General features: G+C 40.0%; 37 protein-coding genes. 8 read left to right on the top strand and 29 right to left on the bottom strand.

What is annotated here, in order from left to right; genetic code table 11:
* Positions 1-9: 9 nt before the first annotated feature.
* Positions 10-750 carry a YceI family protein gene (locus tag AWN68_RS13640; RefSeq protein WP_068416694.1) on the bottom strand — a complete coding sequence of 247 codons (741 nt, stop codon included), beginning with the start codon at positions 748-750 and terminating at the stop codon, positions 10-12.
* Positions 751-883: 133 nt separating this feature from the next.
* Here AWN68_RS13640 and AWN68_RS13635 point away from each other — a divergent pair, with 133 nt between their 5' ends.
* From AWN68_RS13635 to AWN68_RS13615, 5 genes are all read left to right on the top strand, one after another.
* Entirely contained in the window at positions 884-1,408 is a 525-nt protein-coding gene (locus tag AWN68_RS13635) for a gamma carbonic anhydrase family protein (RefSeq protein ID WP_068416690.1), read from the top strand.
* Between the two features lie 49 nt (positions 1,409-1,457).
* A complete protein-coding gene (locus AWN68_RS13630) occupies positions 1,458-1,970 on the top strand; it encodes a DinB family protein (protein ID WP_068416687.1) in 513 nt (170 codons plus the stop codon).
* Positions 1,970-2,491: an acyl-CoA thioesterase gene (locus AWN68_RS13625; protein WP_068416685.1), complete on the top strand. Its 522-nt coding sequence runs from the start codon at positions 1,970-1,972 to the stop codon at positions 2,489-2,491. Before AWN68_RS13630 ends, AWN68_RS13625 begins: the two co-directional genes overlap by 1 nt.
* Before the next feature lie 94 nt (positions 2,492-2,585).
* A complete protein-coding gene (locus tag AWN68_RS13620; protein WP_068416684.1) occupies positions 2,586-3,143 on the top strand; it encodes a hypothetical protein in 558 nt (185 codons plus the stop codon).
* A 117-nt stretch (positions 3,144-3,260) separates the two neighbouring features.
* Entirely contained in the window at positions 3,261-4,163 is a 903-nt protein-coding gene (locus tag AWN68_RS13615) for a histone deacetylase family protein (protein ID WP_068416682.1), read from the top strand.
* A 121-nt stretch (positions 4,164-4,284) separates the two neighbouring features.
* On the opposite strand, the gene AWN68_RS13610 is transcribed toward AWN68_RS13615, so the two are convergent.
* The 22 genes from AWN68_RS13610 to AWN68_RS13505 form a co-directional block, all read right to left on the bottom strand.
* Entirely contained in the window at positions 4,285-5,268 is a 984-nt protein-coding gene (locus tag AWN68_RS13610; protein WP_068416679.1) for a formylglycine-generating enzyme family protein, read from the bottom strand.
* A gap of 160 nt (positions 5,269-5,428) precedes the next feature.
* Positions 5,429-6,508 carry an FG-GAP repeat domain-containing protein gene (locus AWN68_RS13605; protein WP_084362870.1) on the bottom strand — a complete coding sequence of 360 codons (1,080 nt, stop codon included), beginning with the start codon at positions 6,506-6,508 and terminating at the stop codon, positions 5,429-5,431.
* 75 nt (positions 6,509-6,583) lie between these two features.
* The gene (locus AWN68_RS13600; protein ID WP_068416676.1) at positions 6,584-7,135 is read right to left on the bottom strand and encodes an isochorismatase family protein; all 552 of its coding nucleotides are present in this window, start codon (positions 7,133-7,135) and stop codon (positions 6,584-6,586) included.
* A gap of 3 nt (positions 7,136-7,138) precedes the next feature.
* Positions 7,139-8,335: a DUF4221 family protein gene (locus tag AWN68_RS13595; RefSeq protein WP_068416673.1), complete on the bottom strand. Its 1,197-nt coding sequence runs from the start codon at positions 8,333-8,335 to the stop codon at positions 7,139-7,141.
* A gap of 123 nt (positions 8,336-8,458) precedes the next feature.
* Complete coding sequence (locus AWN68_RS13590) at positions 8,459-9,007, bottom strand: hypothetical protein (RefSeq protein ID WP_068416670.1); 549 nt, start codon at positions 9,005-9,007, stop codon at positions 8,459-8,461.
* A 15-nt stretch (positions 9,008-9,022) separates the two neighbouring features.
* Positions 9,023-9,799 (bottom strand): hypothetical protein, encoded by a 777-nt coding sequence (locus tag AWN68_RS13585; protein ID WP_068416669.1) that lies wholly within the window; start codon positions 9,797-9,799, stop codon positions 9,023-9,025.
* 250 nt (positions 9,800-10,049) lie between these two features.
* The gene (locus AWN68_RS13580) at positions 10,050-10,337 is read right to left on the bottom strand and encodes a type II toxin-antitoxin system RelE/ParE family toxin (protein ID WP_068416666.1); all 288 of its coding nucleotides are present in this window, start codon (positions 10,335-10,337) and stop codon (positions 10,050-10,052) included.
* Positions 10,330-10,569, bottom strand: coding sequence for a ribbon-helix-helix domain-containing protein (locus AWN68_RS13575; protein WP_068416664.1), 240 nt, complete (start codon positions 10,567-10,569; stop codon positions 10,330-10,332). The genes AWN68_RS13580 and AWN68_RS13575 overlap by 8 nt, the downstream gene beginning before the upstream one ends.
* Positions 10,570-11,225: 656 nt before the next feature.
* Positions 11,226-11,714 (bottom strand): GNAT family N-acetyltransferase, encoded by a 489-nt coding sequence (locus tag AWN68_RS13570; RefSeq protein WP_068416662.1) that lies wholly within the window; start codon positions 11,712-11,714, stop codon positions 11,226-11,228.
* Positions 11,715-11,763: 49 nt separating this feature from the next.
* Positions 11,764-12,156 carry an acyl-CoA thioesterase gene (locus tag AWN68_RS13565; RefSeq protein WP_068416659.1) on the bottom strand — a complete coding sequence of 131 codons (393 nt, stop codon included), beginning with the start codon at positions 12,154-12,156 and terminating at the stop codon, positions 11,764-11,766.
* Between the two features lie 9 nt (positions 12,157-12,165).
* Entirely contained in the window at positions 12,166-12,549 is a 384-nt protein-coding gene (locus tag AWN68_RS13560; RefSeq protein WP_062593160.1) for a DUF3037 domain-containing protein, read from the bottom strand.
* Positions 12,527-13,306, bottom strand: coding sequence for a HipA family kinase (locus AWN68_RS13555; protein ID WP_068416657.1), 780 nt, complete (start codon positions 13,304-13,306; stop codon positions 12,527-12,529). Before AWN68_RS13555 ends, AWN68_RS13560 begins: the two co-directional genes overlap by 23 nt.
* Before the next feature lie 298 nt (positions 13,307-13,604).
* Positions 13,605-13,979 (bottom strand): VOC family protein, encoded by a 375-nt coding sequence (locus AWN68_RS13550; RefSeq protein WP_068416654.1) that lies wholly within the window; start codon positions 13,977-13,979, stop codon positions 13,605-13,607.
* Positions 13,976-14,341, bottom strand: coding sequence for a nuclear transport factor 2 family protein (locus AWN68_RS13545; RefSeq protein ID WP_068416652.1), 366 nt, complete (start codon positions 14,339-14,341; stop codon positions 13,976-13,978). The genes AWN68_RS13550 and AWN68_RS13545 overlap by 4 nt, the downstream gene beginning before the upstream one ends.
* A 15-nt stretch (positions 14,342-14,356) precedes the next feature.
* Entirely contained in the window at positions 14,357-14,797 is a 441-nt protein-coding gene (locus AWN68_RS13540) for a VOC family protein (protein ID WP_068416649.1), read from the bottom strand.
* A 24-nt stretch (positions 14,798-14,821) separates the two neighbouring features.
* Positions 14,822-15,121: an RNA polymerase alpha subunit C-terminal domain-containing protein gene (locus AWN68_RS13535; RefSeq protein WP_068416646.1), complete on the bottom strand. Its 300-nt coding sequence runs from the start codon at positions 15,119-15,121 to the stop codon at positions 14,822-14,824.
* An 11-nt stretch (positions 15,122-15,132) separates the two neighbouring features.
* Positions 15,133-15,687 (bottom strand): dihydrofolate reductase family protein, encoded by a 555-nt coding sequence (locus tag AWN68_RS13530; RefSeq protein WP_068416645.1) that lies wholly within the window; start codon positions 15,685-15,687, stop codon positions 15,133-15,135.
* Positions 15,688-15,706: 19 nt separating this feature from the next.
* Entirely contained in the window at positions 15,707-15,919 is a 213-nt protein-coding gene (locus tag AWN68_RS13525) for a hypothetical protein (RefSeq protein WP_068416642.1), read from the bottom strand.
* A 21-nt stretch (positions 15,920-15,940) separates the two neighbouring features.
* Positions 15,941-16,315, bottom strand: a complete 375-nt coding sequence (locus AWN68_RS13520; RefSeq protein WP_068416639.1) for a DoxX family protein — start codon at positions 16,313-16,315, stop codon at positions 15,941-15,943.
* Between the two features lie 129 nt (positions 16,316-16,444).
* A complete protein-coding gene (locus tag AWN68_RS13515; protein ID WP_068416637.1) occupies positions 16,445-16,852 on the bottom strand; it encodes a VOC family protein in 408 nt (135 codons plus the stop codon).
* 3 nt (positions 16,853-16,855) lie between these two features.
* A complete protein-coding gene (locus tag AWN68_RS13510; protein WP_068416636.1) occupies positions 16,856-17,074 on the bottom strand; it encodes a DUF4287 domain-containing protein in 219 nt (72 codons plus the stop codon).
* 11 nt (positions 17,075-17,085) lie between these two features.
* Positions 17,086-17,499 (bottom strand): SRPBCC family protein, encoded by a 414-nt coding sequence (locus tag AWN68_RS13505; protein ID WP_068416633.1) that lies wholly within the window; start codon positions 17,497-17,499, stop codon positions 17,086-17,088.
* Positions 17,500-17,624: 125 nt separating this feature from the next.
* On the opposite strand from AWN68_RS13505, the gene AWN68_RS13500 reads away from it, so the two are divergent.
* Positions 17,625-18,605, top strand: coding sequence for a GlxA family transcriptional regulator (locus AWN68_RS13500; RefSeq protein WP_068416630.1), 981 nt, complete (start codon positions 17,625-17,627; stop codon positions 18,603-18,605).
* A 110-nt stretch (positions 18,606-18,715) separates the two neighbouring features.
* Positions 18,716-19,240, top strand: coding sequence for a hypothetical protein (locus tag AWN68_RS13495; protein ID WP_068416627.1), 525 nt, complete (start codon positions 18,716-18,718; stop codon positions 19,238-19,240).
* Positions 19,241-19,255: 15 nt separating this feature from the next.
* Here the strand turns inward: AWN68_RS13495 and AWN68_RS13490 are convergent, their stop codons facing one another.
* From AWN68_RS13490 to AWN68_RS13475, 4 genes are all read right to left on the bottom strand, one after another.
* The gene (locus AWN68_RS13490) at positions 19,256-20,230 is read right to left on the bottom strand and encodes an NAD(P)-dependent alcohol dehydrogenase (protein WP_068416625.1); all 975 of its coding nucleotides are present in this window, start codon (positions 20,228-20,230) and stop codon (positions 19,256-19,258) included.
* A gap of 55 nt (positions 20,231-20,285) precedes the next feature.
* Positions 20,286-22,619 carry a tetratricopeptide repeat protein gene (locus tag AWN68_RS13485; RefSeq protein WP_068416622.1) on the bottom strand — a complete coding sequence of 778 codons (2,334 nt, stop codon included), beginning with the start codon at positions 22,617-22,619 and terminating at the stop codon, positions 20,286-20,288.
* The gene (locus AWN68_RS13480) at positions 22,616-23,242 is read right to left on the bottom strand and encodes a TMEM175 family protein (RefSeq protein WP_068416619.1); all 627 of its coding nucleotides are present in this window, start codon (positions 23,240-23,242) and stop codon (positions 22,616-22,618) included. Before AWN68_RS13480 ends, AWN68_RS13485 begins: the two co-directional genes overlap by 4 nt.
* Positions 23,243-23,947: 705 nt before the next feature.
* Positions 23,948-24,376 carry a hypothetical protein gene (locus AWN68_RS13475; protein ID WP_062593193.1) on the bottom strand — a complete coding sequence of 143 codons (429 nt, stop codon included), beginning with the start codon at positions 24,374-24,376 and terminating at the stop codon, positions 23,948-23,950.
* Positions 24,377-24,506: 130 nt separating this feature from the next.
* Here AWN68_RS13475 and AWN68_RS13470 point away from each other — a divergent pair, with 130 nt between their 5' ends.
* Entirely contained in the window at positions 24,507-24,818 is a 312-nt protein-coding gene (locus AWN68_RS13470) for an integrase core domain-containing protein (RefSeq protein WP_068416618.1), read from the top strand.
* Between the two features lie 126 nt (positions 24,819-24,944).
* On the opposite strand, the gene AWN68_RS13465 is transcribed toward AWN68_RS13470, so the two are convergent.
* Positions 24,945-25,256, bottom strand: coding sequence for a hypothetical protein (locus tag AWN68_RS13465; protein ID WP_068416615.1), 312 nt, complete (start codon positions 25,254-25,256; stop codon positions 24,945-24,947).
* 59 nt (positions 25,257-25,315) lie between these two features.
* Positions 25,316-25,954 carry a hypothetical protein gene (locus AWN68_RS13460; protein ID WP_068416612.1) on the bottom strand — a complete coding sequence of 213 codons (639 nt, stop codon included), beginning with the start codon at positions 25,952-25,954 and terminating at the stop codon, positions 25,316-25,318.
* Between the last annotated feature and the right edge of the window lie 104 nt (positions 25,955-26,058).

The following is a 26,058-nucleotide window of genomic DNA, read 5'->3' as shown; positions in this document are numbered from 1 at the left end:
CAATTTTTATTAAAGAGATGCCTTTGTTCCAGCCTCTAACTCAAAACCTACGTTTACAGTATTATAAATAAAGTCGTCTTTTAACTTTTCAGCAAGTGACGCTCTTTCTTTGAAGGTTAAACCCCATTCAGTTCTGTCGATATTGAAGTTAGCTCTAGCTTTAACCGTTCCATTTTCCATAGTTACTGTTGCAGGAAAAGAGATGTTTTTTGTTGTACCACGCATCGTCAAGTTTCCTGAAATGATGTGAGTAGGGTTTTCTACCATAATGTCGCCCATTGATGCAGGAGTGTTGTCTGTCTTAGGTTCATCTAAGTCAGAAGAAACTTTAGTGGCATCAAATATTTCAGTACCAGTCATTTCGAATGTAGCTGTTGGGTAATTCTCTGCATCAAAAAAGTCAGCAGACATTAAGTGACCTTTTAACTTGCCATTGTATTCAGAATCAGCGGGTAAATCCAATACTACTAAGTTGGTGATGTCCATTTGAAAATTCGCTGCTACGATTTCATTACCTTCCACGTTTAATTCACCGGCTGTAATTGGAATGGTTCCGTTATGCTTTCCAGCAGGCTTGCTTCCAATCCAAGTAATCATACTGCTTTCAGTATTGATAGCCACTGTAGTAGCGTTTTCGGCAGAAGCCACGGCCTTAGCGTCAGAGGTTTCTACGGTTTTGTCACTTGGTCCACATGCTACTACAAGAAGTACTGCGGCCACCATTGCCAAGGTTGATTTCAAAGTTCTCATTTAGTTTAATTAATTGTTGTTAATTGCTTTTCAAGATGTAATGGGTAATCGTTTTTCTACCCATTTTGTTTATCGAATGCAAAACTACATCAGGAGTGGTTAAGTTCAATGTATGTACATATAATTTTATTCAATGGCAGTAATTAAGGCAGTAAAGGGCGTACAGCCTGTTTTTGGTGAAAAATGTTTTTTGGCAGACAATGCTACCGTAGTAGGCGATGTGCACATGGGCAACAATTGCAGTGTGTGGTTCAATGCGGTAGTAAGGGGTGATGTATGTCGAATAGAGATAGGAGATAACTGTAATATTCAAGACGGGACAGTGATTCACGGCACTTTAAATATGTCCAAAACCGTTTTGGGTAAGAATGTAAGCATCGGCCACAATGCTATTGTGCATGGCTGTATTGTGGAAGATAATGTGTTGATTGGAATGGGGGCCATTGTAATGGACAATGCAGTAATTGGCACAGGTTCTATGATTGCGGCTGGGGCAGTAGTACTGGCCAATACCGTGGTTGAACCCAATTCGCTTTATGCTGGAACACCTGCAAAAAAAATTAAGGAGATCGATTCCCGACTGAGAATGGTGATTGATAAAACACCGGAAAACTACATTATGTACAGCGGCTGGATCGAAGACCTTCCAAACCCTTGATCTCTCATTTATTCCTGTGGCATTTTCAAAAAATAAATTATCTTGAAGTATGATTTCACTTCCAACAAAGGGTGAGTACAATCCTTTTTATCAGACCTACATTAGCCAGCTAGAAGGCCAAAATATTCTAGAACGCATCAGTGAGCAAAAAGCAGAAATAGCGGCACTTTTTAACTTCATATCTGAAGAGAAATCGAACACGGCTTATGCCGATGGTAAATGGACGATAAAAGAAGTGTTGAACCATATCAATGATGTGGAGCGTATTTTCACTTACCGTGCTTTGGCCATTGCCAGAGGCGACACGCAGTCACTTCCTGGAATGGATCAAGATGGATATCAGGCAGCAGCTTCCAATCCAGCGCGTCCATTGAGTAGTTATTTAGCCGAGTTTGAAGCCATCCGATCGGCTTCCATTTTATTCTTCGAAAACCTAAGGGAAGAAGAGACCTTGAAAGAAGGAACGGCCAGCGAAAATGAAGTAACGGTTCGGGCACTTGCCGCCATGACAGTAGGGCATGCCGCCCATCATATTCAAATCATCAAAGAAAGGTATCTATAATGTTCATCATCGACCCAAATTTTAACTACCCCAAAGAAACAGAATCCAGAGTATTGATCCGTTTTCAGGATTGCGATCCTTTGCGTCACCTGAATAATGCGAAATACTTTGATTATTTTTTCAACGCTAGAGAAGATCAAGTGCCAAAAATTTACGGAGTAGAAATGCGGGAGATTATTAAATCATTCGATGCCGTTTGGGTAGTGTACAATCATCATATTGCTTACCTAAAACCTGCGAATATGGCGGAGTGGGTGCGGATAGTGAGCCGAGTGATTTGGTACAACCAAAACACCTTGGTAGTAGAGTACTGTATGTTTGATGACTCAAAAAGCTACTTGAAAACCCTGATGTGGACCACCTTTAAGTACGTAGGTATGAATACCAGCAGAACGGTAGAACATTCAGAAGAAGTAGAGGCTTATTTAAAGGCTATATTGTATCCTGGGGTTGAATATCACTCGGCGAAATTTGATGAACGCGTTTATCAGGTTAAAAACGAGACACGTTCAATCTTTTGATTTATCAAAATAGAAGATTATCTTATTAAAGATTCGGGCTGGCTATTATCTTGCCACCACAAAAAAGAACTGTTAATATATTTGTACCGTAGCCATGGAAAATCAAGGATTTGATCCCCAAGAAATTGAAGAAATAAAAGCCAAAATTAAGGCGTCAGGAAAATCATATACTGTGATCGAATCAGAAGATAATTCTGATGATTATATGAACTTCAATTTTGTTGGAGACTTTGACGGTAGAGAAGTAGTGTATGATGTTGCACTTTATACTTTGAAGATTCAACACGCAAGTGAAATTTATGAGTTGGCTGAGCATGAGGCCGCAAAAAAATTTCCAGAGTATAAAGCGATTGCCTACGATGAAGACGAAAATGGAGATATTGCTCCATTGGGTGATTTAGAAGAAGAGATTGGGCTTTACATGGCGGAAGTGATGGAAGAGCTTGAAGAGGAAGATGCTGTGAAGGTTCAGGAGCACATCGACATTGACGAGAACATTGACTTTGGCGTAGGGCTAGATGTTGGGTTGAATGTGGAAAAAATCACTCCTGAGGTGATTGAGAAATTTATTAAAAATTTCACCAACGATACATTAGAGCTTGATCCAACTTACTTCTCTTTCCAAATGGATGATGAGGATGACGAAGAATAAGAATTGATCAATTTCAATATAGAAAATCCCTAACAGTCGCCAGTTCGACTTTTAGGGATTTTTCTTTTTATCACCTTTGCAGTAAACATTTACCTTCAATAGTAGTTTATCGTTTTTATGTTGAAAATAGCTTGGAAAGACCTTTACGCTCACGTGTTACCCCATAATCATCGCTTTCCGATGGAGAAATACAACCTGCTGCCTGAGCAGCTTTTGTATGAAGGCACCATTTCGGAAAGTAATTTTTTCACCCCTGAGTTATTGAGTGAAGCGGCCATCGTAAGAACGCATAATGCAGACTATTGGGAAAAGCTTAAGAAGCTTTCCTTATCAAGAAAAGAAGAACGAAAAACGGGTTTCCCGCTATCAGCGGCTTTGGTGGAGAGGGAACGTGTGATTATGCATGGTTCGGTAATGGCCGCTCGCTTTGCCGTTGAAAATGGAATTGCCATGAATATGGCGGGTGGCACACATCATTCGTTTACCGACAGGGGAGAGGGCTTTTGTTTGCTCAACGATATCGCCATAGCTGCCCATGACTTGCTCGATAACGGACTGGCCACTCAGGTGTTGGTGGTAGATTTAGATGTACACCAAGGCAATGGAACTGCACAAATATTTGAGAACGAACCAAGGGTTTTTACTTTTAGTATGCATGGTGCTGCCAACTACCCGTTACACAAAGAAAAATCTGATTTAGATATTGGGCTTAAAGATGGCACTGATGATAATACTTATTTAAGTTTATTAGAGGCCAATTTAAAAGCCTTGATTGATACAGTTCAGCCTGATTTTGTGTTCTTTCAGTGCGGAGTAGATGTTTTGGCAACCGACAAGCTAGGTCGTTTAGGAATGACCTTGCAAGGCTGCAAGCAGCGCGATAGAATTGTGCTAGAAGCCTGCAAGCAAAACGATATTCCTATCATGGCTTGTATGGGTGGAGGCTACTCCGAAAAAGTAACACATATTGTTGAAGCCCACGCAAACACCTTTCGGTTGGCGCAAGAGATTTTTTTCTAGGTAAAGGACAAAGTCCTTGATTAATAGTGGTCACAGGTTCATAGAGCCTAAGACAGTAGTTAAGTTGCTTGTTGAAGGTAGTTGGTGAATAACACCAACCAGGGTGCAAGGGCAGAGCATTTTAGTTCTTAACAATTCTAAATCCAAAATGATTATTTCCTCTATTTTCAAAATCACTGGCCCTTTCATAAGTCAATAAAGTTGTCTTATGATAGTTCCAAGATCCACCACGTCTAACCCTTTTTGAATCGGCTCCAGCCACCGTGTTAATTGGATCAGTAGCATCTGCATAAAATGAACTGCTGTAATAATCTTGACACCATTCCCAAACATTGCCACCCATATCATATAAGCCGAATGGATTGGCAGGGTAAGAGCCAACAGCTACTGAATGTCCATTTGGATTATAAACCCCTGGGCTGTCACCATTGTAGTTGGCTTTTGATATTGACATTGTACCATTATCAGTTGGAAAATCTAATTGCTGTCCGCCTCTAGCAGAATACTCCCATTGTGCTTCTGTAGGCAGACTTACATCATAGTATTGTGCAAATGCATTTGCTCCATACCATTTCACCCAATTTACAGGCCAATTTCCTTTTGTGGCATCTAGTAACTCAAAAGTGCTGCTTGAGCTGTTAAATGAGATCCAACTTTTGTTATCTATATGTTCAGATTCTCCACCACTTGTACATCCGCCTGTTTCTCCTAACTGTAAGAATATTTGACCAGCGTTTGGTGCATCGCCTGCACCAACAATCATGTTTTCAGTATATGTTCCACAGGGGTCAGAAGTTGACTGTGAAGAAAGGGTAATCCAGCCATCAAGGTATGCGTTGTTTAAAAAGTCGATGTATTGTTGGTTGGTGATTTCCTTCTCTGATATTTGAAACTTTGACAAGGTGATGCTTACAGAAGGAGCATCACCAGTCGTGGAGCCACCCATGGTGAAACTTCCTGCTGGAATATTTTTTAGAATGATACTGTTGGGTAGTTCATGGTCACTTGTAATTGGTTCTTCCTTTGTTGGGCCATCATCGTTGCTACACGAAAATGTTAGTGAGATTAAACAAAATGCAATTGCGAAATTTGATTTGATATTCATTACTCCTTATCTTTTTTATTCGAGAGAGGTTTAACTTTTAAGATAGTCGTTTTTGAGTTGAGGCCAAAGATTATGTGATTGCACTTGATTTTTCGTTCACTGGTGAATAGGGTTGACTCATCTGGTTTTATGAGCTTCAGTAATGAATTAATCTTAACCCTTATTTTTTTTCAATATTTAGGTAGAAGTAATTAATGCCTTCTGAATTGCTTTCGATAATGTCCATTCTTTTGTCATTATTTAAATCGGCAAGAATGATATCATAAGTAGATTGCTTCTCATCTCTGAGCATGGTTTCCGTCCATGAAGCTCCATTGTCGAAATTGAGAAACACCTTGTTGGGTTCTCCTGAATTTGCCACTACAATATCAATACTTCCATTTGCATCGATATCTCCAAAGTCTAAGGAATAGGAACCGCTAGGAGTATTGTCAAACGCTACTTTTCTGCTGAAATCCATTTTTCCATTTCCGAAGTAGATGACATTTGGCTCACCAATGTTGGCTGTAATAATGTCCAGATGACCATCATTGTCAATGTCAATTACGCCTACTGATCTAGTTTCATCACTTCCGCTACCAAAAGGAATCTTCTCAGCGAAGTTTAGTTTTCCATCATTTAAATAGATATAGTTTTGTTGTCCATCTCTATTGGCCAAGATCAAATCCTTATGGCCATCTTTGTTGATATCCACAACATCTACATCAATAGTGGAGTCATCTTTTGATCCAAATTTCAATACTTTGGTGAATTCACCCTTTCCGTTATTTAGGCATATTTCATTTACTTTTCCTCTATTCGTGATGAGGATATCAATGTCTCCATCCGAATCAATATCAGTGGTTCTTAAGTTGCGTGTTGGCGCGTACGGATCTCCAAAATGCCCTATCTTTGAAAAATTTCCATTTCCGTCATTCAGATAAATGGTATTTGGCGCCATGTCATTGCCCACCGCTATATCTAAATCGCCATCACCGTCAAAATCAGCTAATTCTGTTGCGTAACTGGTCTCTTGGATATTGTCGAGTAGTCTTGATACTGTAAATATGCCAAACCCATTGTTGAAGAACACCTTATTGGCTTGAGGCCAATGCCTGCCATTGGCGACTATTAAATCTATATCCCCATCATTATCGATGTCTCCAGCGCTTATTGAGGCAGACCTATCTTTATCTACACCTAAGACTAACCTGGAACTTGTGACAAATTCAATCTCTTGTCCAATTACTAAACAAGGCATTGATAGATAGAAAAATAGCATTAAATACTTCATTGTTGTTTTGTTGGTTTAGGCTTACTGGCTATGCTGTATATTTTATGGCAAAATAGCTTTTATTTGCTCAGTCGTCTCCACTTTGATTTGTCCTTTTGTGGGGATCATATTCTGCCAAACCCAATTGTAGTGTTCAATCACCTGTTCTGCTGTCAAGTGTGGCCTGTCACCAGTTGTATGTCCGTCTTTAACAACTCTTACATTGTAATCCTTGGTTAAAGCAGATTGAATTGTTGATTCTACGCAAAAATCAGTAGCACAGCCAGTGATGAATAACTCACCGATATTCATCTCATTTAATTTTGAGAGAAGGTCAGATTTATAGAAAACATCATTCGCATATTTGTCAATTCTGATATCAGTAGATTTCACGGTCAGATCGTCCAAATTCTCCCAATCAGTAGCGTTTTTCTCAAACGCTCCAGTTCCAGTTCCATCGTGTTGGATATAGATCACAGGGTAGTTTAATTCTCTAAATAATTTGGCGAGTTCATTGATTCGCCTAACCACTCCATCGGTATCAAACCTGATTTTTTTAGGCGTAAAGGAGCCTTTTTGCATGTCGATAACCAATAAGGCTTTTGTGTTTTTCATCGACTAAAGTTGACTCACTCTAAATACCTTATAGACTTTTTCGTTTTCTGAGCTTGCCTCCTTTAAAGAAAAATGGATGCCTTCTTCTGTTACAAAAGCACTGGTTAGACGGACTTGATCTATTAATTCAGTAGGTAGGGTGAGAGCCCCCGATTTTTTGGTTTGGGTATCGAAAACAATCAATGATGCTCCAAAAATCTTAGGTTCTTCCTTATTAGTTTCTGGGTTAATTCTAGGCTTGGTGCCGTGCACCAATACTCTATAGATGAGCTGTTTATCTGGGCTAGTCAATATTGTTGAAAAATAGGGTTGCTGCGTAGGGTTGGAGGTAACGGAAACACCATTCTCGAACTTGGTCACGATCATCTTTGTGAAAAACCCATCTAAGTCGGTTGACGGTATTTCAGGATCTCCTGCAAAAAAGGTTCCTTTTAAATCGCTGTTTTCGAACAAATAGAGACTGTCGCTTATCTCAGATGAAACATAGAGGTTTTGATAGTCACCAGCAGAAAACAAGCTCATTGTTGAAATGCCACCCGTCTTAGCCATCTCTCTTGTTTTTTCTGCTTTCTCCTCAAAGTCAGGTACAATTGTTCTTTCGTCTAAATAATACTTTTCAACCTCACCTTTCTCAAAATCATAAATTGCTCTTAACCAACTGGTGTCACCTTCGGCAGTTACTGATGAGGTATTTGATGAATATAGTATTCCGTCCTTGAAACTTGTACTTGCATCAAAGGAAAGCATAGACTGACTGAAAGAAAACCTCTCTTGCGTCTTTATTCTTTTTAACACTTCACCTTCTTTATTAATTCTATAATAGAATTGCATGGTGTTGATGAAAATGTTGTCAAAATCATGTACCCAATATTCAAAGAAGTAATAAGGATAAAGAATTTCGTTAGGGCCATCTTCATGGATTTTGACTTTATGGGTTATTTCCCCTGTTTTATAATTATAGAAATAGATGTGTCGATTTGGTCGATTGAAAAAGCTGTAATATTCAACACCATCAATCACTACATACTGGGCCTGAATCCCATCAACAGAAGTTTCATCATCCAGCATAAAGACTTTGTCTTCTAGCTGCGTAAGCTGGTATTTTACGTTTCCTGCTTCTGACTCTTCCTTGGATGAAGTGCCGCAAGCCGTTAGGCTAAGCAAGAATACAAATAGGAGTGTATTGACCGTAGTTTTCATAAATAGACCTTTGGCTTACAATTTATGAGATTTTTCTTATAGAAAGTAGTTGGAGCCAAATTGTTGGTAGTAGGTTTTGTCCCTTGGTTCGTGCCTAAGATAAAAGAATGACCAAGAGGCCATTTACAGCAATTGTATCTTAAAATATTGGTCGATAAATATTAATGCACTAAGTGCAATCACGACAATGAGGCTTGTTAAAGCCTGAAATTTCCAGTTGAGTTTGTATTTCCTCGATGTTTTATACACCATATAGAATAGAAGTCCACTCACCATAATGGGCAAAGTGAAAACGCCCAATTTCATGTATGCGCTAATCCGACCTTCATCATTTAGCATTATGAAATTCATTGCACTGGCCAAAAATCGCATGAAGAAAGCGGTGAATAAAAAGCCATAGATGTATTTATTCCATTTCTCATACCTTAGAAAGGTATAGGCGGCTAAGCCTTGAATTATGGTGATAAGTGGCCCTGCGGCAGATGAAATCGTATTGTGGAGGTCAGTGGGATCTTGCCCCTTGACGAGTGATGTTCCGTTTAATCGCATGATGGTGTCATAACCCAAAGCCTCGCTCGTAAGCCAATGTGCAAACTCGTGGATAATCCAAGTAATGAAAACAATGGCTACTAATGCTGAAACGTATTTTGATGTTATTTTCTGATCAGTCATTATCGTAGTTTGTATTTAGTTTTCTTTCTTTGTTCCTAATAAATATAGCACCACACTTGGGCCTGACTTTACTTTATTAATCTCCCATTCATAGTTTTTCGTTCCGTTTAAACCTGCTACAAATTCATTCATTTCTTTCAATGAATATGTTCGAAACGATGAAACAACTCCATCCCATAAGACAAACAAAGGCACAATAGGAATCAGGTAGGTGAAAATAATACGGCCAAGCTTAAATGGCTTTATAAAAGGTGTTATCAAAAGTACAGTTAATGGTGAAAACAACATTGCCAAAATACTTAGAAAACTTCTTTCTTGTGCCTCAAAAATTGAAATAGAACTACTTGAGTTAACGGCATTCTGTAATATTTGCTTTGCGTCATTTGGCCTGAAATGGTGTAACGACAAAAATTGAGTCCTTAACCCTTTCAAATCGATTGGTACGTTTCGTGCATCTACAGGCTTTTCTATGTACTCAAAATTGTCAGCATGCTTTTTAGCAAGTTTGAATGCAGGAATGTTTGGGTAATAGTCTGTAAGGGTGATTTTTAGGTTAGGAATTCTTTTTTTCAATTCAGAGTTTAACCAAATTAGTCCGCCACCTCCACCTGAACCGAGGTCAATAATTTGATTTGTTTCACCTTTTTTCAAACCTTTTTCGATAATAGGAATTATCGGTTTGTACATTTTTGTTTTGTTCGACAAAAACTGTAAAAAGTCGGTTCCGTAATTTCTTAAAAAAGTCGGAAACCATTTTTGGTCTTCAAATTCAAATAGATGTATTCTGCCCATGTTGTTTAGTCATATCTACTACATTTTTATAAGAATCGTAGTAAGTGCGGGTTAACTCTTCTCAAGTTACAAGAATTTCATAGTATTAGGCTTGTTTGCTACGGGTTTGATTAGACAGAACCCTCTACAACAGCTAAGTCAACCCGTAGAGGTCTTTGTCTTTTTCAGAAACACAGAAGAGACTAAGCTGTAAATGAAAATATGATTTGGTGGAGAACTCCGACAAGGGCGGAATAAATCGGAGTGTCAGTTATAGGATATTGTCCAAATCTTGAATTCCAATAATGGTCATAACTTCTACTACACCATCATTTATTCTGTAGTAAATACTATCCGAACCACAGACGCATCGTCTGTAACCTAATCTGATAAAGTCAACTGATTCAAAAGAGAGCGGGCGTTCGGCTATCATATCAAAATACTTGAAGAAAGCATCGAAATATTTATCGGCTTGTGAGACTCCAAACCTGTTGACTCCATATTGATGAATTCTAATTAAGTCGTCTTTGGCTATATTACTTAACCTGTATTTAGCCATTGAGCAAAGACTTTGATTGGGCTAGTATTTGGGCTTTACTGTCATTTGTGAATCCGCTATTTTCGGCTTTTTCCAGTTTCGCGCCAATCCAATCAATTTGCTTTTGTTGCTTTCTGGCCTGTCTAATCAAATCGTTTACCAGCTCACTTTTGCTAGCGTACTCTTTACTATCTACTTGGCTTTTTAGCCATTCATCATTGGGGTCTGTCAGTGAAATACTTTGTCTTGCCATAAGAATAATGTTTGATTCGAATTTACATCAAATTCGCACCAATATCAAGACGATTATATTGGTCTGACCACTCCGAGTGATCAGACCAGTAGGCGCCAGAGGTAAACCATTAAAACGGTTAGTGTTGCTGCCATGCACATAGCCCACGGTTTAAACCGTGGGCTATGTGCATAAATGTGACATTGTAATGGTTTTAACCATTTAGGAATGAAAGCTTATTCGCTTCGTCATTGCGCCCTACGCAATTCGGCTGAGTAGCGCAAAGTGATACCCTTATTTCATTCTTACAGGATTTCTATGACGATATGGTTCTGTTTTACGAAGGGTTTCAACCTTCATTAGGATATCACGCCCTTTCAGGGCTTGGTGTGGCCTAATGCTTGAGCAAAAGCCTCATCGGGGCGGCATATTTGTAGCATGGAAAAACATGTACGGTACATTAAGCCCCAGCGGGGCGACACCTTTGTAGCCCCAACGGGGCGGAATATAATAGGAATGGGTGCAACCCATTCCTAGTTGAATATTAAGTGAATTAAGCCCTGAAGGGCGCAATAGTTTTTATTTATAAACAACCGATGATCCGAAGCTTGCTCTAGTGCGTAATTGGCCCGATCACTCCGAGTGGTCGGACTAATGATTTCCTATTCTGATAGCATCTAAGCACGCTTTCTGCTTAACTCATAGACATAGCAAGCCGTTTCGTTAAACGCCCTTTCTTCCACGAATTCAAAGCCGAGTCGCTTATAAAATTGATGTGCTTTGGTATTTGTCTTTAAAGGATCGATTAGAATTCCACTGATGTTTGGGTGGCTGAAACACCTGTCTATGGCCAGCTTCATTATTGTGGTTCCGTATCCCTTACTTAGGTTTTTTTCTTCTCCTATCCAGATGTCAATGGCCCTTTTACCTTGTTCTACATCTCCCCAATAGTGCGTTTCTTCATGGTAAGGGTCTATGATTTGGACAAAGCCAATAGGTTCTCCATTCAGTTCTGCCACCAACTGTTCTCTCCATTCAGGATTTCTGCCCAATTCTATTTCCCAATTCCAATCATCATCTGGGTCACAATCAATCACATGTTGCTGGGTGTCCCAAAACTTCAATAACTCAAGGTCGTGTAAGGTGGCTGGTCTTAGTTTGATCATTGGAGTAGTTCTATTTTGAGTGTTAGTAATATGGCAGGATTCGGTGTAATTACACAAACGCCTCAGTAACTTCTTTGGGGATTCGGGTGGGTTTTAGGCTGCTGGCATCAATCATACACCACCATGAACTGGACTGCATGAGTAGGTCGCCTGTAGTGGCATTGAACATACGCACCAGTCGGTTACTTTTTACTCCGGTGTGTTCGTGTACATGGGTGTTAATCTGGATTTGGTCACCCAAAAAGGCTGGCTTTTTGTATTCTATAAAGTGATTAATCGCCACCCATTTGTATTGTTTTAGCCAAATGGGTTTTGCCCATTGTGTCCAATGGGCTTCGGAAACATCTTGTACCCACTGCAAATAGCGCACATTATTCACGTGTTGCATATCGTCCAAGTCGGCTGTAGTTACTTCAAATGTAGATTCATAAATAGCGGGCATGGTGGGCTTTTATAATACTAGATTCTCAAATAAGCGCTGGGCAGTTTTCTCTAAATCATCAGATAAGCCTGCATGGGTTTTAGACACCTGAAGGGCCGAACTTCGGGTGGAGGTTAACCAACGGAAACGCTCGGTAATGTCTAATTTTGCTATAGGGCCACACTCTTTATCGCCCAAGGCTACTTTTTCGAAACTCTGCAAATTCAATCGGATTTGATCAATGTCCAGTTCGTCTGAAAGCAAAGCAATTTTTGATTCATTAATCGTCCAAAGCACTTTAATGAATTTCGCTCTTTTGCTAAATACAGCCACTCCCACATTCAGAAACTCTTCACGTTCCAAAACAGGGACCACCCGAATCATCGCATATTCATATAAGTGCTTCTCTTGCATCTTGGGCTTGGTTGGTGAAAATATCGGAATGATTTAAACGCGTAATCAGAAATTGGGAGTATGCCTCTCTTAACGCCTCAGGGCTTTCATCGGTATCGGGCCATTCGAGCCACGAATCGGGAATTAAGGCGACAATGGCCTGTAATTTCTCAGGCGTCAACAGCTTTTTGAATGCCTCGTTGGTTTCTTTTAGCAAAGAGGCTTGGGCCAGAAGTACATGCTCTTTCACAAATGGAAAAGGTGATTTGGCACGCTCCTCAAGGTGCATCCATGCATGGTGAAAAGACAAAGAAGAACCATGATCGATCAGCCACAATTCTTTATTGAACATCAGCATATTGGTGTTCTTCACCGTGCGGTCGATGTTAGAGATGAAGGAATCGAGCCACACCACTTTCGAAGCAGTTTCTGCATCAATTTGCGTGACCACCGGATCGAAGGTAATTGCGCCAGAAAGAAAGTGCAGCGCAATATTTAGGCCTTGGCTTCCTTTCAATAAGTCTTGTACTTCTTCATCACCTTCGGTACGGCCAAAGGCTTCATCCAAGTGTGCGAACACTAATTCTGGGACTCTTAAACCGAGTTCACGGGCGATTTCTCCACCAATCAATTCGGCAATCAGCACTTTGGGGCCATGGCCGTTGCCCCTGAATTTTAATACGTATTTGAAGTCATCGTCCGCTTCGGCTAAAGCGGGCAATGAGCCGCCCTCGCGTAAGGGTTGGATGTATCGGGTTACATTTACAGTTCTTAACATGGCGTGGGAAATCCCCTTTTTAAGCCTTCACTCTTGAATATTTCCGAAGGTAAACAAATTTTAAGGTTGTTGGAAGGCGGAAGATCGAAGTAGGAAGAAAGCTGGACTCGCCTCTGTACTGTCATTGCGAGAAGCAGGCATTGCGAGTGCGAAAGGCTGTGACGCGGCAATCTGTCAGTTCAATACTGATGTGGACAAGGACAAACAGTTTGCCGCGTCATAAAACCTTGTTAGCACAGGTTTCATTTCTCGCAATGACGGAGCCGATGGGGTTGGCTTTCCCAATACTCAATACCCTTTACTTCACCGATGTAATCCACCAGGTATTGCCAAATGGATCTAACACTCCACAGGTTCTTCCATAATCTTGATTAGATAAGCCCATTACTGAAGTAGCGCCATTGTTCAATGCTTTTTGATAGGTTTCGTCCGCGTTTTGGACATAAACAAATAGGTTTGCTGTTTGAGGAGTGAATTGTTCTGTAGCCCCAGCAAACATGATCGTACTGTTGCTGATCATTAATTCAGAATGCATAATGGTTTTCTCATCTTCGCGCAGCTTGGTTAAGCTTACTTTTGCATTGAAGACTTGCTTTGCGAATTCGCTAAAGCCTTCCGCCTCAGGTAATATGAGGTAAGGCATTACAGATTGGTGTCCTTGAGGTATTTTCATGGTGTCTTGGGTTTGTTCGTCCTTATACAGTAAGAAGTAATTTCTCGAAGTTGACCTCCTTCAAAAGCATATACATCGCAAGAAGAAATATAAGTGGATTTGTTCGATTTACCGATGAATTCGGCTGTTCCGTTGATCATGACATGATTGTTTTCTGCAACGATGCTCTTTAATCGGAAGTCAGTGCTGACTTCCGAAAAGTATTGAGCTGTTTTCTCACAATAGGCTATGACTTCTTCTTTTCCTTTTAATAGGCTTTCACCAACAATATTCCATTCAATATCATCTGCTAGTTTATCATACACCGAGCTGAATTCACCTTTGGAAAAGGCTGTTGCAATGTCTTTGTTGTGATCGGTCATGATGGAAAACTTGACTTATGCCTTTTCACCACAATTGAACATCCAATGCACTCCAAATTTGTCTGTGCAACTTCCGTAATAATCGCCCCAAAACATCTCTTCAAGTTCTTGTGTTACTTTTCCGCCATTTGAAAGGGCATCGAATAGCTTTTTGGTTTCCTTTCTGGTATCGGGCTGAAGGTTAATGTAGCTATTGTTGCCAAAGTTTACCTTGAAGCCCATGCTTTCTGGTGCGTCTGTACCCATTAATGTGTGACATCCTAAAATGCGGAGTTCAACGTGCATAACAAGGTTTTTGTCTTCTTCGGCCATTGGGGGCATTTCTTCTTGGGCTGGAATGTCTCCAAAGCGCATAATGCCGTTTCCAAAGAATTCTCCACCAAATATAGATTTGTAAAAGTTAAATGCTTCCTCTGTATTGCGAGAAAAATTGAGGTAAGTGCTTACTGCTGCCATAATTTTAAGTTTTAGATGTTGGTTTTAATTTGTTTTAAAATATAAGTTATTTTCTTCCAACACGGTTTTTAACAGAGTGATGGCCTTTGGTCCCATACCGTGAAGCGCTGATATTTCTTTTTCGCTGTATTCAGATAGCTGCTCTAAACTGGAAATTTCTTCACCTGCCAAGGCCCTTCTTGCAGGAGCGCTGATGAGGTAAAGGAAACCAGTTTTCGGCTTTCTTTCTGCCTCACAAATTGGGCAAGTAGGGCAGTCGCTACTTTTGTAGTACTGGTGCCCTTCCGTGCAAGTTCTTAATTGTTTTTCCTTTCCTGTTACCATAGTCAAATGCCTTATGGTTTTTCATACGTGAGTAGAACTACGCCACTATTGAACACTTTTGAATTAATGAGTTTAAGGTTTAAAGTATCCTTTAAGCCGCTAAATAACGTATGCCCATTGGGTAGTGCAACAGGATCGATCATGATTTGATAAGTATCTATTAAATCTGCGTCAGAAAACTGAGCCACAATACTTCCACTGCCAAGGATAGTCATGTCATTTCCTGGCGTTAACTTCAGCTTTGCTATTTGCTCAGTAATATTTCCACTCATTATAGAAGTGTTTTTCCATTCGACTTCATTTAAGGTGCTTGAAAAAACTATCTTTTTAGCCTTATTCATCCCCTGTGCTACCTTAGGGAACATCTCTGCTGCCATTGGGCTAGGCCAGAAACTACTCATCATTTGGTAGGTGGTTCTTCCGAACAAAAGTGTGTTTTCTGATTGAAGCGATGATTCGGAAAATTTAGCTTCTTCTTCACCATGTTGATGCCAACTGGTGTCTTCGTTCAAGTCTTTATAGTAACCATTGAGTGATAAAAAGGTAAATGAACTGAGTTTACGCATGGTTATGTTTTGCTATAGTTTACAAAAGCGAAGCTTCGCCATTCATTTCGTTTACCAACTGAATAATGGACTTGGTATCAATCATAGTTTGTTCTGTTTCGATACGAAGAATCTTGTCACAATCCTCCAAATCGAAGTTGGCTATATAGGCTGGAAAAACTTCTTCAATTTGAGTTAGAATCCTTTTTGCTTTTCCCTCACTCGTAATATTTGTAGCGAAAACTTCGATCATAAACAGTTTGCTGTTAATGCTTTAACCTTTTATTTCTGGATTCAATTTATGATAATGAATATAAGAAAGCACTAACACAACCATAAATATTAAAGGTAAAAGTAAGGCTGGTCCGAAGCCATCGACTGCTGCGATGCTTACAAATGCGGAAATGAAATCAATGGCAAAGCCGGCATAGGCCCATTCTTTTATTCGCTTGGGTACGGCAGGAATGATAAGCGCTAGCGAGCCCAAGACTTTAAAAACGGTAAGCATTACGCCAAAGTAGTCGGGGTAGCCCAAATGGCGAATTCCTTCTACGGCCAGTTCGGTTTGCGAAGTAAGGGCGGGCATTACCCCTTCAAATAGAAAAATAAGAATGGTAGTGCTCCAGAAAATGATTTTGCTCTTTTTCATGATGTGTTTGATTGAGGTTAGTTTTTATTGATTCATTACAAATTTGCTCACATAAAATGAGTTTAAGGTGGTGTGTATCCGTCATTGTAATGGGGTGATTGCGACAGAGGTGCATATTTTTTTTAGCGTTTACGCTCTCCAATGAAATAGCCAATGCTTTTCGAATTGGTCAGTAAGTCCTCCTAATAATGCACCCGAAAAGGTTTGTTCAACGGGCTGACGAGCTTCACCTTTTTCTGCAAGTTTCTGATAGTAAGTATACAGCTCATTTTTGCTCTTGCATTCGACCCAAATGGAGATGGCGTTGCCTTGCATTAAGTCATTTTCACCAACCATATCTGTTCCCATCAATGTGAAATGGTCCGTAGAAATGGAAGCTTGTAGAATATATTGCCGCATTTCAGGATCCAATTTATTTCCAAGAGGAGAGTCGCCTATGGTTTGAAATTGAATTTTGCCACCAAAACAGCTATGATAGAAAGTCATGGCCTCACGGCAGTTGCCATTAAAGGTGAGGTATGCGTGCAGCCGACTCATTGGTCAACTCCTTTTCCCTTTTATATAGGCAAACATGGCCATGGCATGCCCGTGTCCCAAATCAAACTCTTCTTTGAGCCAATTGGTGATTTCTGTGGCTTTTACATTTTTCTTGAGCTCACCACTTTCCGTAAAGCCTTTGGCTGAAGCCAGAGCTTTAAAGTCTTCTGGCGTTTTTCCTGTTTTGGTTTGAATGTTATCTAAGTAAGCTTGAAATGACATAGTATTACTATTTATTTTTCCTTTTCAGCATAAGTTTTAAAGTTGTCTAAAATGGCTTGCCATCCACCGCGCTGCATGTCTATTGGGTTTTCGCTTTCTGGATCAAAGGTTTCTATGATTTCAGTAGCGCCCCCTTTTTCTTCAAAAGTGATTTTTACGGTTCTGCCATCTTCCATGGTATAAGCAATCAGTTGATGCTCGATTACTTCATCATAAATTCCGCCAAAATCGAAACCGAAACTACCGTCTTTGGCTTCCATTCTAGTGGTGAATTTACCACCTGTTCTTAGGTCATTTTTAGCGCTAGGCGCATGCCAATCGTCAGAAGCCTGGCACCATTGGGTAATGTGTTCTGGTGCTCCCCAGTATTCCCAAACTTTGGTAATGGGTACATTTACGGTTGCTTTGATTGTGATTTTTTCCATGTGTTTGATCTTAAGGTTTTCAACAGATTACATAACAAATATCTGAATTTGGTTTTAGATATAAGCGGGGAGATACCGACACTTTATGGGGTTGATTCCGCCAAACTTTTGATTTACATTTAGGTATGAAAACCGTTTCCATATTTGTTCCGGAGTCGTCTGTAATGGAGGCTGTGGCCGATCCCCGCTACATGTTCACCGCAGCCAACCAGTTTTTGCAAGCGGCAGGTAAAGCACCACTATTCAATGTGCAATTGGTGGCATTAACTAAAGAAGTGAGGCTTCACGGAGGCGTTTTTTCCGTTCATGCCGACAAGTTGATTGGTGAAGTGAAACAAACTGACCTGATCATTATTCCTGCGCTTTTTGGTGATATGAAAAATGCCGTAGAAGTAAATCAGGCTGCAATTCCGTGGATTGTTGAGCAGCACAATAATGGGGCAGAAGTAGCTTCACTTTGTGTTGGGGCATTTTTATTGGCTTCCACAGGTTTGTTAAAAGACAAGAAATGCTCTACCCATTGGGCCTATTATAACGAGTTTCGTGAGACTTTTCCCGATGTGGAAATCATGGACGGAAGCATTATTACTGAAGAGAAGGGAATCTATTCTAGCGGAGGCGCCAACTCCTATTGGAACCTGCTGCTCTATATTCTTGAAAAATATACCGACCGCGACACGGCCATTCTAGCCTCAAAATATTTCGCCATAGACATCGACAGAAGCAGTCAATCTTCCTTTGCTATTTTCAATGGGCAGAAAGATCATAATGATGAAGCGGTGAAACTGGCGCAGCAATATTTAGAAGAGAATTTTCAAGAGAGAATATCAGTAGACGAAGTGGCCAATTATGTAGCGGTAAGCCGAAGAAGTTTTGAGCGCAGGTTTAAACAGTCCACAGGAAACACGGTATTGGAATACCTTCAACGGATCAAAATTGAGGCTGCCAAACGCAGTTTTGAGTCCAGCAGAAAGAACATCAATGAAGTCATGTTCGATGTGGGTTATACCGATACCAAAGCTTTCCGCAATGTGTTTAAGAAAATCACGGGGCTAACACCAATTGAGTATCGAAACAAATATGCCAAAGTGGAAGTGGCAGTTTAGTCATTAATAGGAAAAGAATATTGATAGGCTTGTCGGTGAAAACACCAACAAGGGCGAAATCATTGAGAGAAAAAATATCAAAGCGTTTGAAGGTTGATAAATCATTTAAAATGAACCTCCTAAAAGAAGAAAAGAAATTCTGGCAGCGCCATTTTCGAATTGAAAAATTGGAAGACATTCCTCAAAAGTGGAGTGGTTATAAATCAATCGACTCCGACAACGATGATGAATTTCTCTATTTTTTCACTTTACGCGTTTCATCCATATTGGAGATTCATTTGAAAGATACGCTAGTTACAGATGAGGGCGTCAAGCACATTGCTAAGCTCAAGGACTTGGAAATTCTCTATCTAAGGAATCATAGTAAAATCACTAAAGCAAGTATTCCGTTTTTCAATGAAATGACCTCTTTACAAAGCTTAAACATCACAAAAACAGAAATCTCTTTATCCGATATATGTGACAGTTTGGACAACCAGAGTCTCAAAGAAGTGTTTTTAGATTCAGAAGATGATGAAGAAAGCATTCTTGAAAAGGTCATCATTTTAAAAGAGCGAATGCCAGACTGTAGCTTTTACCTCAATACGAGTTTTACCACAGATGTTTTCGAAAACCCAATAGCGCCTATTTTTTGAGTTTCGGTTGTTCTTTTAAACTACCCTTATCACTACATTTCCTCTTTTATGCCCTTGGTCTACATAGCGATGCGCCTCGGCTATTTTACTTAAGGAATATGTCTTATCGATCACAGGTTTTATACGGCCTTCTTCTAAAAGTGACCGGAGTAGATGAAGGTCTTTGGTCCTTTCTACTGGCGGACGTAAGCCTGTGGCGGCAATCAGGGCTTTCTTTTTACCGAACAACGCAGTAATGAGCACATGGCCAAAAACATTCAGGCCAATGCCAGCCTCTAAAAACCGACCTTCTTTCTTGAGAGCGTTTTTAGCCTTTGAGAAGGTCGTTTTGCCAACGGCATCAAAAATGATGTCATATTGTTGGCCATTTTTCGTGAAATCCTCGTTTTTGTAATCAATAACATGGTCGGCACCCAATGAACTGACCAGCTCAAGGTTGGTGGTGCTGCATACTCCCGTAACTTCTGCGCCATAATATTTGGCTACTTGAATGGCCGAACTTCCGACACTGCCCGAAGCACCATAAATCAGTACTTTCTGGCCTTGCTTGATTTTTCCTGTATCACGAAGAAAGGGTAGGGCGGTTAAGAAACCATCGCATGCCGAAGCTGATTCTTCATAATTCAAATTAGAAGGCAAGGGCACAATTACCGCATCTTCTGGTAGGGTGATGTATTCGGCATTGGCTCCAAAAGTAGGGCCAGCAGTCCCGAAAATCCGATCGCCTTTCTTAAAAAGGGTTACTGCTTTTCCCGTTTTTATTACCTCTCCCGCCAGTTCTTCACCCAAGGTTTTGATTTTCGGTTTTGTCAAACCCGTAAAAAGCCTTGAAAAATAGGGCTTGCCTTGACGAAAAGTGGCTTCAGTGGCTGTAACGGTAGTGGCAAATACTTTCACCAAAATTTCATTGTCTTTTGGCGTGGGTATTTCTCTTTCTACGATTTGTAGAACTTCAGGTGATCCGTAAGTGTGATATTCAATCGCTTTCATGAATCAAAGTTGGGTATAATTCAAAGCCTGATCGTTCGGATTTCTAAATCCGAACCTATTTCTTGGTTACTTCTTTCCAGTATTCCTTGGGGGTCTGCCCAGTGATTTTCTTAAAGAAGGTGTTGAAAACTGTTTTAGAGTTGAAGCCGCTGTCATAAGCCAAGGCCAAAAGGGTAAGGTGCCGTTGATTTGCATCAGCTACTTTTTCTTTGAAGTGTTTTACCCGATAACCATTGATGAATTCGCTGAAATTCTTATTCAAACTTTCATTAAGCAGCCAAGAAAGCTGGTTCGGGTTGATCTTTATTTGTTCTGCCAGAGTCCTTAAAGATAGATTTGGGTCTAAAAATGGCTTTTCTTCTTCAATGTATTTCAGCAGTCGATTTGAGTAATTAAGAGCCGTCTCTTGATCTAGAAGTGCCTTTTTGTTTTTGACTTTTTTAACTTCGGGAACTTCCTGAAAAATCACCTTTTGAAACTCCGGATATCGTGGGTCAGTCTTGATTGAGTTCACCAAAGGATCTACAAAATGTAGGTGGAGCAATGGTGAATTATTTTCCATGGCTTCTCTGATCCACTCAAAGGCTTTGTCATTTTCTCCTGTGGCGGCATAGAGCATAAAGAGATAGGATTGCGCATGGTAGTTCTCAATGTTCTGCGCAAATTCCAATAATCGATTTTTTAGCTTTTCGCTATTGATCGCATCATTTTTAAGCGCGTAGGCGATGGCTTGTACTCCGATTTTATCGGCTTCAATTACAATGTCGGATGGAATGGTGTCGAAATAGTTGATGGCTTCGTCCAGTCGGTTTTGCTTGATGAGGCAATAGCTTTTGACGGTGCTTGCAGGTATGTTTTTTGGATTATGCTCAAGGCATCGATCTAGCACCTCAATGGCCTGCTCATAATTCTCCGTCTTATAATTATAATAAGCCTTGTAAAAGAGTGTCTCCTGTGAAAGGGGGTCTATTTCTAGCGCTTTATTTAGATGAAGAAATCCACGATCTCTTTTTCCGGCAATTAAATACAGAAAGGACATGAATTGCTGCGCTTCTACATAATTGGGTTGAATTTCTAATGCTTTGATCGTTAGTCTCACCGCCTCTTTGTAATTTACAGCAGTGAAAAATGCGAGATTGGCCAATTGATAATACACCCCAGCATGTTGATCGTTCAGGTGATGCGCTTTATGGGTGAGTTGAGAAGCCTTTTGCCATGCTTCGGCATGATCCATAAAGCCTGTGGTGGCCAGAAAACCATAGCAGTCGGCTAAGCCTAAATAAGATTCTACATGTTTGTCATCCAGCTCAAGGGCTTTTTCATAAAGCGAAATGGCCGTATGCATGTCCTCTGGATTCCATTTATTGAAATGGAATCGGGCTTTGAGGGAGTATTCGTAAGCGTCAAGGCTCTCGGTTTGCTTGGCCACCAAGTGCTCTTGAATCTCGAAATGGCCGAATTGCTCTCTTAATTTGTCCGCAATTAAAAGGCTTATTTCATCCTGAATTTCGAATACATTTTCGAGCTGGCGATCCCAGGTTTCGGACCAAAAGTGATAATCCTCAGCTACATCAATCAGCTGCGCGGTAATTCGAATGGCCTTGCCTGATAAGCGAATACTGCCTTCTAGAATGATACCTACATTCAACTCTTTCCCGATTTGTGAAATGGGGATGTTCTTGTTTTTGAAATAGAATGAGGAAGTTCTGGAAGTGACTTTTAGGGCTTTGATCTTTGCCAAGGCATTGATAATCTCCTCAGTCATTCCATCGGTAAAGTATTCGTTTTCTGGGTCGCTACTGAAGTTGGCAAAGGGCAAAACGGCAATCGTTTTCAAGTGTTTTTTCTGCTTTCCTTTAAGCTCAGAAGGAGAGGGCGTTTTGATGCCCTCATTGTTTACCGCAAATACCTCAACGGGTTCGGCTATGTTTTTAAGCTCGAAACTGCCTAAGGAAAGGGTTGAAATATGGAGGTGATTTTTAAGTTCTTCGTTCAGCTGTCCTGAAATCAGAATGGCTCCAGCAACGCCCATGCTTTCAATTCTGGAAGCAAAATTGACCCCATCACCATATATTTCGATACCATCAAAAACGATGTCGCCAATATGGAGCCCAATCCGAAGGGGGATGCCATCTTCTGCGCCCAACATCCTTTGTATGGCGATCGCGCACTCAACGGCTTCTACACCGCTTTGAAAAGCACTTAAGGTTCCATCACCAAAGTATTGGATGATTTCGCCATGATGTTTTTGGTGTTTGCTTTGAAAAACCTCACGATGACGCACCCTTACTGTTGCAGCTGATTTTTCATCCTTCTGCATCAGGGCAGTGTAGCCCACAATGTCGGTAAACATAATGGCCGCCAACCTGCGGTTCTTTTGACTTTTCATGAGGAAACAGTTTTACTCATTTTCTTCTTAAAGTGAGCATTGATGATCGCTTGAAAGATGAAAATGGCGATAAAGAAGAACCGGGCTACCCACGGAAAGAAGAAACCTAGAATGGCTGCAATTGCCCATACCCCAAAGGAATTGAAGGCACGCCAACTTTCCCATTGTCCGGTAATTGGGTCAATGCCTTGTGTGGCTATTTCTTTTTTCACCACATAACGCACGATTAGGTAATTGAAGAGACCAATGGCTGCTAGGTTAGAGCTGTAAAAAACAAATGGCCCTAAAAGGTCGAATCCATTCACGTAAAATGAAGTAGAGAAGGGCATAAGCACTACGAAAAGCAGTAGAAAAATATTGAGCCATAGGAGCTTCTTATCAAAGTCCACTACATAACTCATGATGCGCAGGTGGGCAATCCAATACACCGCAGTGACTAAGAAGCTCACCAAAAGACCGATGAAATTTGGAATTAAACCAGCCAGAATGCCCCAGGTGCCTTTTTCGGCTACGGCTTCATAAGTGGGAATGGCCACCTCTAAAACCAGTAATGTCATCGCGATAGAAAATACTGCGTCTATAAAACTGATAATTCGGCCTCTTTCGAATGGTGTTCTGGTCATTGATGCTTTGGCTTAAAGCTAAAAATAGTAAGAATTACTTTAAGGTAAGAGGTGATATTAGAGCTTAAGGTTATTTATACAGTCACAGATGATCATCCAATGGGTCGTACCTAAGAAGCTTGGTATTATTAGCTGTATTTGTGTATTACAAACATACCATCCCTAGGGGATTTGTTTTGGTGCTTTTATTATCAATTGAGGTGTAGTGCTATGGCACACGATTAGCTATGCTTAATGAACTCTATTTGTCGCACCATCGGGGCGGCCTCTTTGTAGCACAAAAAAAATATACACCTCGCATTAAGCCCCATCGGGGCGACCTGAAAGTTAGCCTTATTTTTTGCTCTTCAAATATTCAGCGTATGGGAGCTTAGCTTCGAAACGTTCTAGAACATAACCTTCAATATTAGTTTCTCCCAAACTTCTTGCTTTATCAAGAGCCTCCCAAGCTTTTACGTATTCGTAAAGCTGAAATTTCACCAATGATCTTTGGTAATGCCCATAACTATAGTCAGGCCATAACTTTTCAGCTATACTAAAGAGTGAGTCCGCTTTTTGTAATAATGATTTATGAAGTATAGGTGTTTACTTCTGACTTAGAACCGTTTTGTTTGTTTATGCTTTCGTAATCAAGTAATGTTCTTTGTTTTATATTAAAATAAGGCAACATATTAATAAGATGTTGCCTTATTAAATATTTATAATTTAGAATATGGTGCCAATATGTTGAAGATCATCCAAACAGGCATAAGACATGTCTCCAATTCCTAACGGCAGTGGTGCAATATCGACATACCAGTTTGTGCCTAGAATCAGAATATCTTCAAAAACAGCATCTCCACATGATGTAGATGAAACTTCGCTAGTGGAAAAGCTCACATTATAAGACCCTACAATTCGGTATGCTGTGTTATTACCACAACCTGCAGACGATGACATATCAACAACAATGTCATACTCTTGTCCATAAGGTGCGCTAAATACATTGTACTGAACTCCGCCTCTATAAAGAGACAAAGTATAATCGTCAGTTGACCCCAAGCATGAGTAAGACTCATCAATAATGGGTAAATTTGGAGCTGATAGGGGAATGATCCCTAGTCCTAATAGAGTTATTAAAATAAAGGTTTTCATAATTAATAATTTTGTTGATGATATGTAATTTAAATAAAAAAATATGATTTATTTAAATTATTAGTATTAATAGATTTTTTTATTTAATTGTTATTGAATTTAATTAATTATTTATATTGATGTTTGAGAAATGGTGAGTGTCTCATACCTATTATTCATTCTTACAATTATTTGTGTAAAGCTATTACACGACAACCAGATCAACATAAGCATGACAGAGCATGTAGACCCGCTCGAAAATGCAATAGCAGAGAGAGTCAATGGCATTATAATAAATGAATATGAGGTAGATAACCTCACCGAAGCCAGAGCTTTGCTCAAAGAAATAGTGAAACTATACAATGAAGAAAGGCCGCACATGAGTTTAGGCATGTTAACTCCAGAACTGGTATATGCAGAAAGCCTAAAACCTAAGAAAGTATGGAAGAACCATTACAAGTAAAAACCTGATATTGTAAACCTAGATCAGGACAATCAAACAACTGTAAATCTATTACAGTACTAAATGTTAAACCTGTAGACTTTTTTCAGGACGAGTCAAGCTTAAGTACTCGCTCTGTTAATATGGTTAATATCTAAACAAGCGGTTTTCCACTTTAATCAATTTGTTGTTTTCGTAAGTCATTCGCTTGATCCAGTTGCCATGTGCATCATATTCGTAGAAAGTCTTGAAACGGTTGACAAAAACGCCATTGATGGTTCGACTTTCGTATTCTAGTAAATCTTCGCCTACATACAATTCCTTAAAGCTAGACCTGTACTGTGTGGTGTCTATGTTGGAATAATGCCCTTTAATTTCAACCCTTATCGAGTCTTGCAATACGGTCAGGTTTTGAGATTTTGGCCTTTTATTAAAACCATATTCGGTGAGAATCTGCACAGAAGAATCAGGGAAATATTGGTGCTCAATTCTGTTTTCTAGTTTTTCGTAGAGAATTTCTATCGCATCAGTTTGGCTCCTTTGCTATCATACTGGTACTCATAGTTGCTGGTGCTTTCTTCTTGGTTTCCCGTTGATATTTCGGTTTTGACATCTCCCTGGTCGTTATAAGCGAAACGTTTTTCGCTTTTGAGGTCAGATTCACCAAAGAACTCCTTTCTAGAGATGAGTAAATCATTTTCGTTAAAGGTCAAAACGATTTTAGTGTAGATAATAGAGTCAGTCCTTAGTTTTAGCTCTGTTTTGGTTCGATCATGGTCATTGTACTCGTGAAAAATCCAAGGAGTAGGAGCTGTGCCCGTATAGTCTTCAATGGCGGTTATTCTGGAGAGCGAATCAAAAGTATAGCTCACCAAAGGTGCCTTTCTCGTTTTCAGATTCACTTGATATATCCGGTTGTTGTTCAATAGGTATTCTTGAATGACTTCGGAAAGTGAAATTTGAGTGGCTTTTTCTGCGTACTCCTGTGTTTGAATAGTATAGGAGCGTAGATTGCCTTCGGTTGGCAGGGTAATTAGATCTTTCGATAACTCTTTTGGGAAAAAATCAACAGCTTGTTCTTGCGCCTCAGCATAGCCGATAATCCCTAAAAATAGTAGTGATACAATACAAAACCGAATTCTTGACAGAGAAATCATTGAGTCTAGCGTTGCAGGCGAGTTACCATTATTAACAACCGGACACTAAGATAGTAGGCTTTGGGATAATTCTATGAAAAAAGAAGTCTTTGTACTAAGCGCCA

The organism is Roseivirga echinicomitans, from assembly GCF_001592935.1.
Classification (GTDB): domain Bacteria; phylum Bacteroidota; class Bacteroidia; order Cytophagales; family Cyclobacteriaceae; genus Roseivirga; species Roseivirga echinicomitans.
Note: the sequence above shows the minus strand (reverse complement) of the source record. Positions and strands in the feature narration are given on the sequence as shown.

What these genes read in the sequence shown, in the direction of transcription:
- AWN68_RS13640 (WP_068416694.1), bottom strand. Translation starts at nt 750, where the DNA reads ATGAGAACTTTGAAATCAACCTTGGCAATGGTGGCCGCAGTACTTCTT.
- AWN68_RS13635 (WP_068416690.1), top strand. Translation starts at nt 884, where the DNA reads ATGGCAGTAATTAAGGCAGTAAAGGGCGTACAGCCTGTTTTTGGTGAA.
- AWN68_RS13630 (WP_068416687.1), top strand. Translation starts at nt 1,458, where the DNA reads ATGATTTCACTTCCAACAAAGGGTGAGTACAATCCTTTTTATCAGACC.
- AWN68_RS13625 (WP_068416685.1), top strand. Translation starts at nt 1,970, where the DNA reads ATGTTCATCATCGACCCAAATTTTAACTACCCCAAAGAAACAGAATCC.
- AWN68_RS13620 (WP_068416684.1), top strand. Translation starts at nt 2,586, where the DNA reads ATGGAAAATCAAGGATTTGATCCCCAAGAAATTGAAGAAATAAAAGCC.
- AWN68_RS13615 (WP_068416682.1), top strand. Translation starts at nt 3,261, where the DNA reads ATGTTGAAAATAGCTTGGAAAGACCTTTACGCTCACGTGTTACCCCAT.
- AWN68_RS13610 (WP_068416679.1), bottom strand. Translation starts at nt 5,268, where the DNA reads ATGAATATCAAATCAAATTTCGCAATTGCATTTTGTTTAATCTCACTA.
- AWN68_RS13605 (WP_084362870.1), bottom strand. Translation starts at nt 6,508, where the DNA reads ATGCCTTGTTTAGTAATTGGACAAGAGATTGAATTTGTCACAAGTTCC.
- AWN68_RS13600 (WP_068416676.1), bottom strand. Translation starts at nt 7,135, where the DNA reads ATGAAAAACACAAAAGCCTTATTGGTTATCGACATGCAAAAAGGCTCC.
- AWN68_RS13595 (WP_068416673.1), bottom strand. Translation starts at nt 8,335, where the DNA reads ATGAAAACTACGGTCAATACACTCCTATTTGTATTCTTGCTTAGCCTA.
- AWN68_RS13590 (WP_068416670.1), bottom strand. Translation starts at nt 9,007, where the DNA reads ATGACTGATCAGAAAATAACATCAAAATACGTTTCAGCATTAGTAGCC.
- AWN68_RS13585 (WP_068416669.1), bottom strand. Translation starts at nt 9,799, where the DNA reads ATGGGCAGAATACATCTATTTGAATTTGAAGACCAAAAATGGTTTCCG.
- AWN68_RS13580 (WP_068416666.1), bottom strand. Translation starts at nt 10,337, where the DNA reads ATGGCTAAATACAGGTTAAGTAATATAGCCAAAGACGACTTAATTAGA.
- AWN68_RS13575 (WP_068416664.1), bottom strand. Translation starts at nt 10,569, where the DNA reads ATGGCAAGACAAAGTATTTCACTGACAGACCCCAATGATGAATGGCTA.
- AWN68_RS13570 (WP_068416662.1), bottom strand. Translation starts at nt 11,714, where the DNA reads ATGATCAAACTAAGACCAGCCACCTTACACGACCTTGAGTTATTGAAG.
- AWN68_RS13565 (WP_068416659.1), bottom strand. Translation starts at nt 12,156, where the DNA reads ATGCCCGCTATTTATGAATCTACATTTGAAGTAACTACAGCCGACTTG.
- AWN68_RS13560 (WP_062593160.1), bottom strand. Translation starts at nt 12,549, where the DNA reads ATGCAAGAGAAGCACTTATATGAATATGCGATGATTCGGGTGGTCCCT.
- AWN68_RS13555 (WP_068416657.1), bottom strand. Translation starts at nt 13,306, where the DNA reads ATGTTAAGAACTGTAAATGTAACCCGATACATCCAACCCTTACGCGAG.
- AWN68_RS13550 (WP_068416654.1), bottom strand. Translation starts at nt 13,979, where the DNA reads ATGAAAATACCTCAAGGACACCAATCTGTAATGCCTTACCTCATATTA.
- AWN68_RS13545 (WP_068416652.1), bottom strand. Translation starts at nt 14,341, where the DNA reads ATGACCGATCACAACAAAGACATTGCAACAGCCTTTTCCAAAGGTGAA.
- AWN68_RS13540 (WP_068416649.1), bottom strand. Translation starts at nt 14,797, where the DNA reads ATGGCAGCAGTAAGCACTTACCTCAATTTTTCTCGCAATACAGAGGAA.
- AWN68_RS13535 (WP_068416646.1), bottom strand. Translation starts at nt 15,121, where the DNA reads ATGGTAACAGGAAAGGAAAAACAATTAAGAACTTGCACGGAAGGGCAC.
- AWN68_RS13530 (WP_068416645.1), bottom strand. Translation starts at nt 15,687, where the DNA reads ATGCGTAAACTCAGTTCATTTACCTTTTTATCACTCAATGGTTACTAT.
- AWN68_RS13525 (WP_068416642.1), bottom strand. Translation starts at nt 15,919, where the DNA reads ATGATCGAAGTTTTCGCTACAAATATTACGAGTGAGGGAAAAGCAAAA.
- AWN68_RS13520 (WP_068416639.1), bottom strand. Translation starts at nt 16,315, where the DNA reads ATGAAAAAGAGCAAAATCATTTTCTGGAGCACTACCATTCTTATTTTT.
- AWN68_RS13515 (WP_068416637.1), bottom strand. Translation starts at nt 16,852, where the DNA reads ATGAGTCGGCTGCACGCATACCTCACCTTTAATGGCAACTGCCGTGAG.
- AWN68_RS13510 (WP_068416636.1), bottom strand. Translation starts at nt 17,074, where the DNA reads ATGTCATTTCAAGCTTACTTAGATAACATTCAAACCAAAACAGGAAAA.
- AWN68_RS13505 (WP_068416633.1), bottom strand. Translation starts at nt 17,499, where the DNA reads ATGGAAAAAATCACAATCAAAGCAACCGTAAATGTACCCATTACCAAA.
- AWN68_RS13500 (WP_068416630.1), top strand. Translation starts at nt 17,625, where the DNA reads ATGAAAACCGTTTCCATATTTGTTCCGGAGTCGTCTGTAATGGAGGCT.
- AWN68_RS13495 (WP_068416627.1), top strand. Translation starts at nt 18,716, where the DNA reads ATGAACCTCCTAAAAGAAGAAAAGAAATTCTGGCAGCGCCATTTTCGA.
- AWN68_RS13490 (WP_068416625.1), bottom strand. Translation starts at nt 20,230, where the DNA reads ATGAAAGCGATTGAATATCACACTTACGGATCACCTGAAGTTCTACAA.
- AWN68_RS13485 (WP_068416622.1), bottom strand. Translation starts at nt 22,619, where the DNA reads ATGAAAAGTCAAAAGAACCGCAGGTTGGCGGCCATTATGTTTACCGAC.
- AWN68_RS13480 (WP_068416619.1), bottom strand. Translation starts at nt 23,242, where the DNA reads ATGACCAGAACACCATTCGAAAGAGGCCGAATTATCAGTTTTATAGAC.
- AWN68_RS13475 (WP_062593193.1), bottom strand. Translation starts at nt 24,376, where the DNA reads ATGAAAACCTTTATTTTAATAACTCTATTAGGACTAGGGATCATTCCC.
- AWN68_RS13470 (WP_068416618.1), top strand. Translation starts at nt 24,507, where the DNA reads ATGGTGAGTGTCTCATACCTATTATTCATTCTTACAATTATTTGTGTA.
- AWN68_RS13460 (WP_068416612.1), bottom strand. Translation starts at nt 25,954, where the DNA reads ATGATTTCTCTGTCAAGAATTCGGTTTTGTATTGTATCACTACTATTT.